Origin of the sequence: Pseudomonas sp. RIT623 (genome assembly GCF_004519305.1) — a bacterium.
GTDB lineage: Bacteria > Pseudomonadota > Gammaproteobacteria > Pseudomonadales > Pseudomonadaceae > Aquipseudomonas.
In genome coordinates this window covers 54,595-66,856 of the sequence record NZ_SOZA01000001.1, presented here as the reverse complement: position 1 = coordinate 66,856, position 12,262 = coordinate 54,595, and the positions used below count along the sequence as shown (strand labels likewise).

Sequence of the window (12,262 nt, the reverse complement as noted above, 5' to 3'; positions counted from 1 at the left end):
CTTCAGCCTTTCACAATCTGGTTCTTGCCCTGGCGCTTGGCACGGTACATGGCCGCATCCGCCCGGGCGAACAGGTTGTCGAGCGTTTCATCCTCATCCTGCAGCCCGGTCAGCCCTTGGCTTACAGTAACCCCGTAGGTGTGCTCTCCATGGCTGAAACTCAACCGCTGTATTTCCCGCTGCAGCCGCTCGGCAATCTGTTCGGCCACCTGCGCGGTGCAGCCGGGGAACACGGCGGCGAATTCCTCTCCCCCTATGCGCCCGAACTGATCGCCCCGACGTAGCACGGCCTTGCCGCTGTCGGCGATGCGCTGCAGCACCTGGTCACCTTCCTGGTGACCATAGCTGTCGTTGATGTGCTTGAAGTCGTCGATGTCCAGCAGCAGGAAGGCCATCGGCGTGCCGTCCTCGCGGGCGCTGTCGAAGGCCTGCTGGGCGCATTCGAAGAAATGCCTGCGGTTGCTGCTCTGGGTGAGCACGTCGGTGGTGGCCAGGCGTTGCAGCTCGCCTTCGAGCTGCTTCTTTTCGGTGATGTCCTCGGCGATGCCGACGATGATCACCCGCTGGTCGCCTTCGCGCTGCTGGTTGATGTAGCACTTGTCGCTGAGCCAGCGCACCTCGCCGGCGGCGTTGAGGATGCGGTACTCGCGGTCCTCGACGGTGCCTTTGACCAACACCTGGGCCAGGCTGCGCTCGGCGTATTCCAGGTCATCCGGGTAAATGGCGTCGCGCCACTCGTTGTAATCGGCCAGCACCAGGCTGGCGGGGCGGCCGAAAATGCGCTCGTAGGCGGGGCTGACATAGAGCACCTGGCGGGTTTCCCAGTCGAAGGCCCAGAGTACGGCATTGACGCTGTCCAGCAGCGAGCTGTACAGCTGCTCGCGCTCGCTCAGGCGCGCCACCTCGCCTTGGGCATGCAGCAAGGCGAGCAGGGTCTGGGCGGCTTCGGGGCGGGCGTGGCCCGCATGCGTGGGAGGGAGGTCTTTGGCCATGAGCACGGAACGGTTCTCGACGATGGGCGTGCGGCCACGGACCGGCCCGCCACGCGGGCGATATGCCGAATTTGAGTCGGTTTCTAGGGGGGAAGTTCCGGTGGGCATGCCCCGTTGCGGGGCATGCCGATCAACGGCGGTCAGGCGCCGCTGGGGCGCAGCGAGTAGGTCTTGAGCTGCTCGGCGAAGTCACGCAGCGATTGGATACCGCTGGCCTCGGCCTCGTGTACCCAGTCCTTCATGGCCGCGAGCATGTCGTGGCCGTTTGCGCTGGTGCGCGCCCAGATCTGCTGCAGCGCCAGGCGCTTTTCATAGATGGTCTTCAGTGCCTGGCTGTGGGCCAGCATCGATTCGATGCGCACATGGTGGCGGTCCTGCAGCAGGCTGGTTTCCCGCGACAGCAGGCGCTTGGCGCGGCGGAAGCGGTGGCGCACCGAGGCGTCGACCTTGTCCAGCTCCTGCTTGACCAACGGGCCGATCACCAGCTTGCGGTACTGGGCCATGATCTGGAAGCGGTTGTTGAGGATGGCCATGGCGGTGTCCATGTCCAGCGAGGCCTTGCCTTCGACCCGGTGGGCGATGGGCGCGACGCGCTGCACCTTGGCCAGGCGCAGCAGGCTCAGCAGGCGGATCCACATCCAGCCCATGTCGAATTCCCAGCGGCGTACCGAAAGCTTGGCCGAGTTGGGGTAGGTGTGGTGGTTGTTGTGCAGCTCCTCGCCGCCAATGATGATGCCCCAGGGCACCAGGTTGGTGGCGGCGTCGCGGCACTCGAAGTTGCGGTAGCCGACCGCGTGGCCCAGGCCGTTGACCACGCCGGCGGCCCAGAAGGGTATCCACATCATCTGGATGGCCCAGATGGTGATGCCGATGGTGCCGAACAGCAGCAGGTCGATTACCGCCATCAGGGCGATGCCGCCAAGCTTGTAGCGACTGTAAAGGCTGCGCTCGATCCAGTCGTCCGGGCAGTTCTTGCCATAGATGCGCAGGGTTTCCTCGTTGCGCGCCTCGGCACGGTACAGCTCGGCGCCCTTGCGCAGCACCGTGGCCAAGCCCTTGTGCACCGGGCTGTGCGGGTCGTCCGGGGTTTCGCACTTGGCGTGATGCTTGCGGTGGATGGCGGTCCACTCGCGGGTGTTCTGCGCCGTGGTCAGCCACAGCCAGAAGCGGAAGAAATGCTTGAGGCCCGCGTTCAGCTCCAGGGCGCGGTGGGCCGAGTAGCGGTGCAGGTAGATGGTGACGCTGACGATGGTGACATGGGTCAGCAGCAAGGTGACGGCGACCAGTTGCCAGGCCGACAAGTCGAGTAAACCGTAGTACCACATAACGGGAAAGACCCTCGGAAAACAGGGGGAACAGCGCTGGCATTATCCCTTGGCGGGGAAATAAAACCAGTCGCCCTTTTTGATAGGAGGTCACAGGGTGTTTCAGCCCTTATAATGCCCCTTCATTTTTCATGGGCTCATCCACCCGACATGTCTGTTTCCGTTCGCGACGCCTTGCGCATGGCCGGGCTCTATGTGGTGCTTTCGATCCTCTGGCTGGTGCTCTCGGAACTGGTGCTGCACAGCATGACCGAGGACCCGCTGGCGCTCACCGTGGGGCGGCAGATCAACGTGGTGGTCTGGGTGTTGCTCAGCGCCTTGCTGATTTTTGTCTCGCGCGCCCGGCTGCTGAACTTCATCGGCATCGGCGCACGCCTGCGCAGCGAGGACCGCGAGCGCTTGCGCATGGCCGCGGCGGTGTTCGACAGCACCCTGGAAGGGGTACTGGTAACCGACCGCAATGGCCTGATCGTGCACGTCAACCGGGCCTTCATGCGCATCACCGGTTACCAACAGGACGAGGTCATCGGCCAGCGCCCGAGCAAGTTCAAGTCTGGCCGCCATGGCGCGCCGTTCTACCAGCAGATCTACGCCACCCTGGCCGACAAGGGCGAGTGGAGCGGGGAGATCTGGAACCGCCGCAAGAGCGGCGAAATCTACCCGCAATGGCAGACGATCTGCGCCATTCGCGACGACAGCGGCGCACTCAGCCATTACGTGGCGGTGTTCAGCGACATCAGCGCGATCAAGCATAGCGAGGAAGAATTGGCCTACCTCGCCCACCATGACCCACTGACCGGCCTGCCCAATCGGCTGTTGTTCAATGACCGGGTAGAGCAGGCCCTGGCCGCGGCGCAGGCCAACAAGCGCGGCTGCGCGCTGCTGCTGCTCGACCTCGACCATTTCCAGAGCATCAACGACGGCCTCGGCCATACCATTGGCGACCAGTTGCTCAAGCTGGTGGGCGAGCGCCTGCGCGAGGTGCTGGGCAACGGCGTGACGCTGGCGCGCCTGGGCGGCGACGAGTTCGGCGTGCTGGCCGAGAACTGCCAGCAGGTCGGCCAGGCCGGCAAGCTGGCGCAGACCATCATCGAGCGCTTGAAGGAACCCTTCTGTTTCGAGGGCAACCGCCTGTTCATCAGTGTCAGCATCGGCATCAGCCTGTTCCCCAGCGATGCGCTGGGTGGCGAGCAATTGCTGCGCAATGCCGACTCGGCGCTGTTCAAGGCCAAGAGCAACGGCCGCGCCTGCTATGCGTTGTACACCGAGGAGCTCACCGCCCACGCCCAGCAGCGGGTCGAGACGGCCGGCGAACTGCGTCGGGCGCTGGAGCAGCAAGAGCTGCGGGTGTTCTTCCAGCCGGTGCACGACCTGTTCACCGCGCGCATGGTCGGGGTCGAGGCCTTGGTGCGCTGGCAACACCCTCAGCGTGGCCTGGTGCCGCCCGGGGAGTTCATCCCCATCGCCGAGCGCACCGGGCTGATCGCCGAGATCGACGCCTGGGTGCTACGCCAGGCCTGCCGGCAGATGGTGCAGTGGCAGACCGAGGGGCGGCAGCTGTCATTCGTCGCGGTGAACATCTCCAGCCGCCTGTTCAGCCAGCGCGACCTGTACCGGCAAGTGGCCGATGTGCTGCACGACAGTGGCCTGGACCCGGCGTTGCTGGAGCTGGAGGTGACCGAAAGCGCGGTGATGGAAGACCCTGAGGTGGCGCTGGAGCAGTTGCACCGCCTGCGCGAGCTGGGCTTGAGCCTGGCCATTGACGATTTCGGCACGGGCTACTCGTCGTTGCTGCGGCTCAAACGCCTGCCGGTGCAGAAGCTCAAGATCGATCAGGGTTTCGTTGCCGGGCTGCCGTTCGACGATGACGATATCGCCATCGTTCGGGTGATTATCGCCCTGGCCCGGAGCATGGGCATGCAGGTGCACGCCGAAGGCATCGAGCAGGCCGAGCAGGCGCGCTTCCTGCTGGAGCAGCAGTGCCAGCTGGGGCAGGGGTACTGGTTTGGCAGGCCGGTGCCGGCTCAACAGCTGCACTGGGGCTGAGATCGCTTGGTCATGTGCAACCGCCGTAGGAGCGGCCTTGTGCCGCGAATGGGCTGCGTAGCAGCCCCATGGCGCAGTGGAGCACTGAAGCTGCCGGGGCCGCTTCGCGGCCCTTTCGCGGCACCAGGCCGCTCCTACATCCGTAACACATCAACGCTTGTTCAAGCCTTTGGCCAGACGGTCGCCACCCAGCTGGATCACCGCCACCAGCGCCACCAGCATCACGATCACGGTCAGCATGATCTGGCTGTCGAAGCGCTGGTAGCCGTAGCGGTAGGCAATATCGCCCAAACCCCCGGCACCGATTGCCCCGGCCATGGCCGAGGAATTGATCAGCGTCACCAGGGTGATGGTGAAGCCGCCAACGATCCCCGGCAGCGCCTCGGGCAGCAGCACGTGCCAGACGATGTGCCAACGCCGGCAGCCCATGGCCTGGGCCGCTTCGATCAGGCCGTGGTCGACTTCGCGCAGGCTGACCTCGGCGATTCGCGCGAAGAACGGCGTGGCGGCGATGGTCAGCGGCACCACTGCGGCCCACACGCCATAGGTGGTGCCGACCACCAGGCGGGTGAAGGGAATCAGCGCGACCATCAGGATCAGGAACGGGATCGAGCGGAACAGGTTGACGATGGCGCCCAGCACCCGGTTCAGCGCGGCGGCCTCGAAGATCCCGCCCTTGTCGCTGGTGACCAGCAGCACTGCCATCGGTACCCCGACGACCAGCGCGACCAGCGAGGACACGCCGACCATCAGCAGGGTGTCGAGCAAGCCTTGCAGCAGGCGATCAATCCACATGGCCAAGTACCTCCACATCCACGGCCCAGCGGCGGGCGCGTTCGAGCAACTGGTGGGTGTCCAGCGGCGAGCCGCGCACGGCCAGGATCAGTTGCCCCAAGGCATGCTCGCCGATGGTCTCGACGCCGCCCTGGAGCAGCCGCACGCGCCCGCCCAGATCGCTGAACAGGGCGCTGAGCTCCGGCTCGCCCACAAGGTCGAGCTTGAGCACCACAGCCGCGTCGCGGCTGACCGGCTGGGCACGCAGGCTGGCCTGCAAGGCGGCCGGCAGCTTGGTCTGCAGCGGTGCGAGCAGGGTGCGGGTGACGTCGTGGCGCGGTGTGCCGAACACTTGCCAGACCTCGCCCTGTTCGACGATCTCGCCCCGCTCGAGCACCACCACGCGCTGGCAGATATCGCGGATCACCGCCATTTCATGGGTGATCAGCACTACGGTCAGGCCCAGGCGTTGGTTGATGTCGCGCAGCAGCTCGAGGATCGAGGCCGTGGTTTCCGGGTCCAACGCGGAGGTGGCTTCGTCGCACAGCAGGATCTCGGGGTCATGCACCAGCGCCCGGGCGATGCCGACGCGCTGCTTCTGCCCGCCCGACAGTTGCGCGGGGTAGACATGGTGCTTTTCCGCCAGGCCGACAAGCTCCAGCAGCTCGCGTACCTTGCGCTGGCGTTCGGCCTTGGCCACGCCGGCCACCTTCAGCGGCAGCTCGACGTTCTGCCACACGGTCTTGGCCGACATCAGGTTGAAGTGCTGGAAGATCATGCCGATGCGCCGGCGCAGGGCGACCAGACGATCCTCTTCGAACGGCGCGATGTCCACCTGGTCGATCAGCACCCGGCCCTGGCTGGGCTGTTCCAGGCGGTTGATGGTGCGCAGCAGCGAAGACTTGCCGGCGCCGCTGCGGCCGATGATGCCGAAGATCTCGCCGCGGCGGATGTTCAGGTCGATGCCTTGCAACGCCGGCTGGACCTGGCCCGGATAGGTCTTGCCCAGGCCGATGAAGCGGACGTGCGCCTGGTTCACTTCCGGGCGCAGGGCCGTTTCTTCGGCCTTGAGCGGTTCGGCGGGCGGGATGGGCGCCCTCAGGGCGCTGGCCTGGGCCATGTCAGCCTTCCCAACCGGCTTGGTAGAGCTTGCCATGGGCTTTGTCCAGGGCGGCGCGCACGGCTGGCGAGTGTTGGTAGATATCGACGAACTTGGCCAGGCGCGGGTCGTTTTTCTCCTGTGGGCGGATAACGAACTGGATCACGTACTCCTTGTTCTCCAGGCCGTCGAACAGCAGCGCCGATGTAGCGTCAAAGGTGTTGGCCAGGCGGATATAGGCCGGGTAGCCCTGCACCAGGTCGGCGTCGTCATAGGCGCGCACCAGCTGCACCGCTTCTACCTGGAGAATTTTGATTTTCTTCGGGTTGGCGATGATGTCGTCCTCGGTGGCCTTGTAGCCCACGCCCTGTTTGAGGGTGATCAGGCCGGCCTTGGCCAGCAGTTGCAGGCCACGGCCGCTGTTGATCGGGTCGTTGGCGATGGCCACGCTGGCGCCTTCGGGCAGCTCGGCAAAGCTTTTGTACTTTTTCGAGTACAGCCCGACGTTGTTTATGATCCCCGGTGCATAGGGGACCAGGTTGAAGCCAGCGGCGGCCTTGGCGTTTTCCAGGAAGGGGATGTGCTGGAAGTAGTTCACGTCGATGTCGCCGCTGTTGAGGCTGACATTCGGCGCGATCCAGTCGCTGAACTCGATCAGCTTCACTTCCAGGCCTTGTTTGTGGGCTTCTGCCACCGCCGCTTCCAACGGGATGGCGAAGGCGGCGGTGGTGCCGATCTTCAGTGGCTGCGCAGCGAAGGCGGCGGCGGACAGGCCGAGGCCCAGGGCGATGGCCACGACGGGCCGGAACAGTTTTTCAAGCATGGTGCAAGGCTCCAGTCGGGGCAGGGGTCGGGTGGCGGTAGGCGGCGCCGGGGTGGTCGGCAGGCAGCTGGGCCGGGGCGCCGGCGAACAGTTTCTGGCGCAGGGTGCCGTCGCGGTAGGCGGTCTTGTAGCGGCCCCGGCGTTGCAGCTCGGGCACCACCAGTTCGATGAAGTCCTCGTAGCTTTCCGGGGTGACGGTACGGGTCAGGTTGAAGCCGTCCAGGCCGGTTGCGTCGATCCAGCTGATCAGCTGTTCGGCGACCTGTTCGGGGGCGCCCACCAAGGTCACGTAGCGCCCGCCCAGGGCGTGCTGCTCGAGCAGGCGGCGGCGGGTCCAGGCGCTTTCCTGCAGCTGGCGGGTGGCCGATTGAATGGCGTTGCCCTTGGCAAAGCCAATGGGTTCGTCCAGGGCGTAGCGCGCGAAGTCGATGCCGGTGGAGCTGGCGAAGTGGGCCACGCCGGCCTCTGCACTGGCGTAGCGTAGGTACTCGGCGTGCTTGGCCTGGGCCTGGGCTTCGCTCGGCGCGACGATCACGGTGATGCCCATGAACACCTTGAGCGCCTGCGGATCACGCCCGGCGGCCTTGGCGGCGGCGCGCACCTTGTCGACCTGGGCGCGGGTGGCAGCCTGGTCCTGGCCGCTGATGAACACGCACTCGGCGTGATTACCGGCGAAGGCCAGGCCACGTGGCGAACTACCGGCCTGGAACAGCACAGGGGTGCGCTGTGGCGAGGGTTCGCACAGGTGATAGCCCTCGACGTCGTAGAACTCGCCATGGTGCTCGACCTTACGCACCCTGTCCGGCCGCGCATACACGCGCTGCGCGCGGTCGGCGACCACGGCATCGTCGGCCCAGCTGCCTTCGAGCAGCTTGTACAGCACTTGCAGGTACTCGTCGGCCTGGTCATAGCGACGGTCGTGTTCGGGTTGCTGCGCCAGGCCCATGGCCCGGGCGGCGCTGTCGAGGTAGCCGGTGACGATGTTCCAGCCGACCCGGCCATTGCTCAGGTGGTCGAGGGTGGAGAGGCGCCGGGCGAACAGGTACGGCGCCTCGTAGGTGAGGTTGGCGGTGAGGCCGAAGCCCAGGTGCCTGGTAACGGCGGCCATGGCCGAGACCAGCAGCAGCGGGTCGTTGACCGGCAGCTGGATCGACTCCTTGAGCGTCACGTCCAGTGACTGGCCATAGACATCGTAGGTGCCGACGATATCGGCGATGAACAGCCCGTCGAACAGCCCCCGCTCCAGCAGGCGGGCCAGGTCGGTCCAGTAGTCGAGGGTCTTGTACTGGGTCGAAGTGTCCCGCGGGTGGGTCCACAAACCGTGGTTGATGTGCCCGATGCAGTTCATGTTGAAGGCATTGAGCAGGATCTGCTTGGCCATCAGATGGTCCCCCGGCGCGGCGGTTTCTCGTCGTTGAGGTAGTAGTTGCCGATGGCGTGGTACTTCCAGCGCACCGGGTCGTGCAGGGTGTGCACCCGGGCGTTGCGCCAGTGGCGGTCGAGGTTGTGCTCGGCCAGGGTGGCCTGGCTGCCGGCCAGCTCGAACAGGCTGGTGCCGGCGGCCAGGGATATCTCGGTGCTGATCGCCCGGGCCTCGGCGACGGCAATCGAGGCGGCGGCCAGGGTCTCGGCGTTGCTGTCGGCCTGGGCGGTGTCGAGGATTTCACCCGCGCGCTCGAGCAGGGCCTCGGTGGCGTGCAGGCGGATTGCCAGGTGACCGAAGCTCTTCAGGGTGAGCGGATCGTCGCTGGCCTTGTCGAGGCCGGAGTCGATCCAGGGTCGGCTGCGGGTGCGCACGAAATGCAGGGCGTCCTCGTAGGCGGCGCGGGCAATACCGGTGTCGATCGCGGCATGGAGGATCTGCGCCAGTGGGCCGACCGTGGTCGGGCGTTCGAAGGCGCTGGCGAACGGCACCACGTCCTCGGCACGCACCGGGACCTGGTTGAACACCACCGAGCCGCTGCCGGTGGTGCGTTGGCCGAAGCCGCTCCAGTCATCGATCACCTCGATGCCTTGGCTGTCGGCGGGCACGAAGGCCAGGTGCGATACGCCCTGCTCGTCGATCACCAGGGTCGGGATGCGCTGGGCGTAGATCGCGCCAGTGCAGTAGAACTTGCGGCCATCGATGCGGTAATGCTCGCCGTCGCGGCTCAGGCGGGTGGTGCGTTCGTGGGCATTCTTCGTGCCGAGCTCGGCCAGGGCGTTGCCGAAGCGCCGGCCGGCGAGGACCTCGGCGTACAGGCGGCGCTGTTGCTCGGGGGTGCCATTTACCCGCAGCACTTCCAGGGCGTAGAAGTGGTTCTGCGGGATCTGCCCGAGCGAGGCGTCGGCCCGGGCGATGCGGGCGATGACCTTGGCCAGGGTGGCGTTGGACACGCCAGCGCCGCCGAAGGCCTTGGGCACGCTGATGCCCCACAGGCCGGACTGCACGAAGCGCTCGAGTTCGGCGTGGGGCAGGCGGCGTTCGCGGTCGCGCAGGGCGCTGTCCTGGCGCAGGTGCTGGGCGAGTTCGTCGGCGACGGCCAGGGCCTGGGCGTCGGTGGTGATGATGGATGCAGTCATTGTGCTCTCCGGGCACTTGGGGCCGCTGTGCGGCCCTTTCGCCGGCAAGCCGGCTCCTACAGTGAGACTTCACAGAAATCCTTGTGGGAGCCGGCTTGCCGGCGAAAGGACTGCACCGCAGCCCCTGGGCCGTGAATCAGATCCAGGAATGGCGGGCTGGCAAGGCGCCGTTGAGGTAGTAGGCGCCGACGGCGTGGTACTTCCAGCGCACCGGGTCGTGCAAGGTGTGCACCCTTGCGTTGCGCCAGTGCCGGTCGAGGTTGAACTCAGCCAGGCTGGCGCGGCTGCCGGCCAGTTCGAACAGCTTCTCGCTGGCCTGCAAGGCGATCTCGGTGGTGAGCACCTTGGCCTCGGCCACGGCGATCGAGGCACGGGCCGCGGCGGCGGCATCGATCACACCGGCGTTCACTTCGTCGAGCACCCTGGCAGCCTTGCGCAGCAGGGCCTCGGCGGCGTGCAGCTCGAGCTTCAAGCGGCCGATGTCGGCGATCACATAGGGATCGTCGCTGTTGCGTTCGACCTTGGCCTCGATCCAGGGCCGGGACTTCTCCCGCACGAACCGGATCGTGTCCTCGATGGCCGCCTCGGCGATGCCGGCGTCGATGGCCGCCTGGATCAGCTGCGAGGCGGCGCCCTGGATGCTGGGCTGTTCACCCAGGCGCCAGTTGTCCACCACCAGGTCGGCGTCCACCGGCACCTGGTCGAGCAGCACGGTACCGCTGGCGGTGGTGCGCTGGCCGAAGCCGGACCAGTCGTCGACGATGCGCAGCCCCGGGCTGCCGCGACGGACGAAGGCCAGGCGTTGCCGGCCGTCATCGTCCAGGGCCTTTACCGCCACCCAGTGGGCGTACAGGGCGCCGGTGGAGTAGAACTTCTCGCCGCTGATGCGATAGCCATCGCCCTCGCGGGTGATGCGCGCCTTGAGTGTCAGGGTGTCCTTGGTGCCGCGCTCGGGCCCGGCATTGCCGATGCGCCAGCCGTCGAGCACGGCGCGGAAGATCGCTGCCTGCTGGGCCTCGGTGGCGGTCAGGCGAATCAGTTGCAGGATGCCGAACTGGTTTTGCGGAATCTGCCCCAGCGCCGGGTCGGCGGCGCTGATCAGGCGGAACACTTCGGCGATGGTGACGAACGACACCTCGGGGCCACCATAGGCCTTGGGCACGCTGATGCTGCCCAGGCCGCTGCGGGTGAACCGTTCGATCTCGGCCCAGGGCAGCTTGCGTTGCTGGTCACGCCTGGCCGCTTGCTCGCGGGCCACCTCGGCCAGTTCGCGGGCGGCCTGCAGGGCCTCTTCGTCGTTGCGCAGCACCTTGGCCGGCAGCAACGGCGGCGAGCTGTCGATATCGCTGTGGTATCGGGTAGTTGGCTGGCTGGACATCAGTACCGCTCCTTGGCTGCACTCAATGCCCTGGCGTTGGCCACTGGGGTGATTGTGATCCTGACCATTCCTTACCTCACAAAGTGGAAAGCGTCGCCTCAGCTGACGGCGACAGACATTTGCTGGTCCGGTGGTCCGGTCGATATACCCTATTCGTTTAGAAAAAGTTTATGAACTACCGTTTAGGAATATGAATAGAAGAACTACGGGGTCGGCCCTGGCACTGTGAGCCAGTGACAGGGCCGAAAGGTCAGCGCTGAACCGTTACCACCAGCTTGCCCGCTGCCTGGCGTTGCGCCAGACGTTCGATCGCGGCGCCGCCCTCGGCCAGCGCGTAGGTCTGCGACACCAGCGGTTTCAGCTTGCCCTCGGCATGCCAGGCGAACAACTGGCGGAAGTTGGCGGCGTTGTCCTCCGGCTGGCGCTGGGCAAAGGCGCCCCAGAACACCCCGACTACCGCCGCGCCCTTGAGCAGCGCGAGGTTCACCGGCAACTGCGGGATCGTCCCGCTGGCGAACCCCACCACCAGCAACCGGCCGTTCCACGCCAGCCCACGCATAGCCTGGTCGAACAACTCGCCACCGACCGGATCGTAGATCACATCCACGCCCTGGCCGCCGGTCAGGCGCTTGATCTCGTCCTTGAGGCTGGCCTGGCTGTAGTCGACCAGCTCGTCGGCCCCGGCCGCCTTGGCGATCGCCAGCTTCTCGGCACTGCTGGCCGCCGCAATCACCCGTGCCCCGAGGGCCTTGCCGATTTCCACCGCCGCCAGGCCGACGCCGCCGGAGGCGCCGAGCACCAGCAGGGTCTCGCTGGCCTTGAGCTGGCCGCGCTGGGTCAGGGCGTGCATCGAGGTGCCGTAGGTCATGCCGAACGCGGCGGCAGTGGTGAAGTCCATGCCCGCCGGGATCGGCAGCACGTTGTAGAACGGCACCGCCACTTGCTCGGCGAAAGCGCCCCAGCCGCTCAGGGCCATGACCCGGTCGCCGACCTTGAACGCGCCGGCCTTCTCGCCAACCGCGGCCACCACGCCGGCGGCTTCCGCCCCAGGCGAGAACGGCAGCGGTGGCTTGAACTGGTACTTGCCCTCGATGATCAGGGTATCGGGGAAGTTGACCCCGGCGGCGTGCACGTCGAGGAGGATCTCGTTCTTCTTCGGCACGGGGCTGGCGACCTCTTCCAGGACCAGGTCCCGCGCCGGGCCCAGGGCTTTGCACAACAAGGCTTTCATCAGGGCTATTCCTTTGCGTGTGGTGGCCGATA

General features: G+C 66.3%; 10 protein-coding genes. 1 reads left to right on the top strand and 9 read right to left on the bottom strand.

Going from position 1 to position 12,262, the window contains the following annotated elements:
* Positions 1–2: 2 nt before the first annotated feature.
* Together E3U47_RS00295 and desA are read right to left on the bottom strand one after the other, a co-directional pair.
* On the bottom strand, positions 3–992 hold the full coding sequence (locus E3U47_RS00295; protein WP_134688953.1) for a sensor domain-containing diguanylate cyclase: 990 nt from the start codon (positions 990–992) through the stop codon (positions 3–5).
* 140 nt (positions 993–1,132) lie between these two features.
* Positions 1,133–2,317 (bottom strand): delta-9 fatty acid desaturase DesA, encoded by a 1,185-nt coding sequence (gene desA / locus E3U47_RS00290; RefSeq protein ID WP_134688952.1) that lies wholly within the window; start codon positions 2,315–2,317, stop codon positions 1,133–1,135.
* Positions 2,318–2,467: 150 nt separating this feature from the next.
* Between desA and dibA the strand changes: the two genes are divergently transcribed.
* Positions 2,468–4,363: a phosphodiesterase DibA gene (gene dibA, locus E3U47_RS00285; protein ID WP_134688951.1), complete on the top strand. Its 1,896-nt coding sequence runs from the start codon at positions 2,468–2,470 to the stop codon at positions 4,361–4,363.
* 150 nt (positions 4,364–4,513) lie between these two features.
* Here the strand turns inward: dibA and E3U47_RS00280 are convergent, their stop codons facing one another.
* From E3U47_RS00280 to E3U47_RS00245, 7 genes are all read right to left on the bottom strand, one after another.
* Positions 4,514–5,158, bottom strand: coding sequence for a methionine ABC transporter permease (locus E3U47_RS00280; RefSeq protein ID WP_023632119.1), 645 nt, complete (start codon positions 5,156–5,158; stop codon positions 4,514–4,516).
* Positions 5,148–6,257 carry a methionine ABC transporter ATP-binding protein gene (locus E3U47_RS00275; RefSeq protein WP_134689224.1) on the bottom strand — a complete coding sequence of 370 codons (1,110 nt, stop codon included), beginning with the start codon at positions 6,255–6,257 and terminating at the stop codon, positions 5,148–5,150. The genes E3U47_RS00280 and E3U47_RS00275 overlap by 11 nt, the downstream gene beginning before the upstream one ends.
* Before the next feature lies 1 nt (position 6,258).
* Complete coding sequence (locus tag E3U47_RS00270; protein WP_134688950.1) at positions 6,259–7,059, bottom strand: MetQ/NlpA family ABC transporter substrate-binding protein; 801 nt, start codon at positions 7,057–7,059, stop codon at positions 6,259–6,261.
* On the bottom strand, positions 7,052–8,440 hold the full coding sequence (locus tag E3U47_RS00265) for an LLM class flavin-dependent oxidoreductase (RefSeq protein ID WP_134688949.1): 1,389 nt from the start codon (positions 8,438–8,440) through the stop codon (positions 7,052–7,054). Before E3U47_RS00265 ends, E3U47_RS00270 begins: the two co-directional genes overlap by 8 nt.
* On the bottom strand, positions 8,440–9,621 hold the full coding sequence (locus E3U47_RS00260; protein WP_134688948.1) for an SfnB family sulfur acquisition oxidoreductase: 1,182 nt from the start codon (positions 9,619–9,621) through the stop codon (positions 8,440–8,442). The genes E3U47_RS00265 and E3U47_RS00260 overlap by 1 nt, the downstream gene beginning before the upstream one ends.
* A gap of 136 nt (positions 9,622–9,757) precedes the next feature.
* Complete coding sequence (locus tag E3U47_RS00255; RefSeq protein WP_134688947.1) at positions 9,758–10,999, bottom strand: SfnB family sulfur acquisition oxidoreductase; 1,242 nt, start codon at positions 10,997–10,999, stop codon at positions 9,758–9,760.
* Between the two features lie 250 nt (positions 11,000–11,249).
* A complete protein-coding gene (locus tag E3U47_RS00245) occupies positions 11,250–12,230 on the bottom strand; it encodes an NADPH:quinone oxidoreductase family protein (protein ID WP_134688945.1) in 981 nt (326 codons plus the stop codon).
* Positions 12,231–12,262: the final 32 nt, after the last annotated feature.

What these genes read in the sequence shown, in the direction of transcription:
- E3U47_RS00295 (WP_134688953.1), bottom strand. Translation starts at nt 992, where the DNA reads ATGGCCAAAGACCTCCCTCCCACGCATGCGGGCCACGCCCGCCCCGAA.
- desA (WP_134688952.1), bottom strand. Translation starts at nt 2,317, where the DNA reads ATGTGGTACTACGGTTTACTCGACTTGTCGGCCTGGCAACTGGTCGCC.
- dibA (WP_134688951.1), top strand. Translation starts at nt 2,468, where the DNA reads ATGTCTGTTTCCGTTCGCGACGCCTTGCGCATGGCCGGGCTCTATGTG.
- E3U47_RS00280 (WP_023632119.1), bottom strand. Translation starts at nt 5,158, where the DNA reads ATGTGGATTGATCGCCTGCTGCAAGGCTTGCTCGACACCCTGCTGATG.
- E3U47_RS00275 (WP_134689224.1), bottom strand. Translation starts at nt 6,257, where the DNA reads ATGGCCCAGGCCAGCGCCCTGAGGGCGCCCATCCCGCCCGCCGAACCG.
- E3U47_RS00270 (WP_134688950.1), bottom strand. Translation starts at nt 7,059, where the DNA reads ATGCTTGAAAAACTGTTCCGGCCCGTCGTGGCCATCGCCCTGGGCCTC.
- E3U47_RS00265 (WP_134688949.1), bottom strand. Translation starts at nt 8,440, where the DNA reads ATGGCCAAGCAGATCCTGCTCAATGCCTTCAACATGAACTGCATCGGG.
- E3U47_RS00260 (WP_134688948.1), bottom strand. Translation starts at nt 9,621, where the DNA reads ATGACTGCATCCATCATCACCACCGACGCCCAGGCCCTGGCCGTCGCC.
- E3U47_RS00255 (WP_134688947.1), bottom strand. Translation starts at nt 10,999, where the DNA reads ATGTCCAGCCAGCCAACTACCCGATACCACAGCGATATCGACAGCTCG.
- E3U47_RS00245 (WP_134688945.1), bottom strand. Translation starts at nt 12,230, where the DNA reads ATGAAAGCCTTGTTGTGCAAAGCCCTGGGCCCGGCGCGGGACCTGGTC.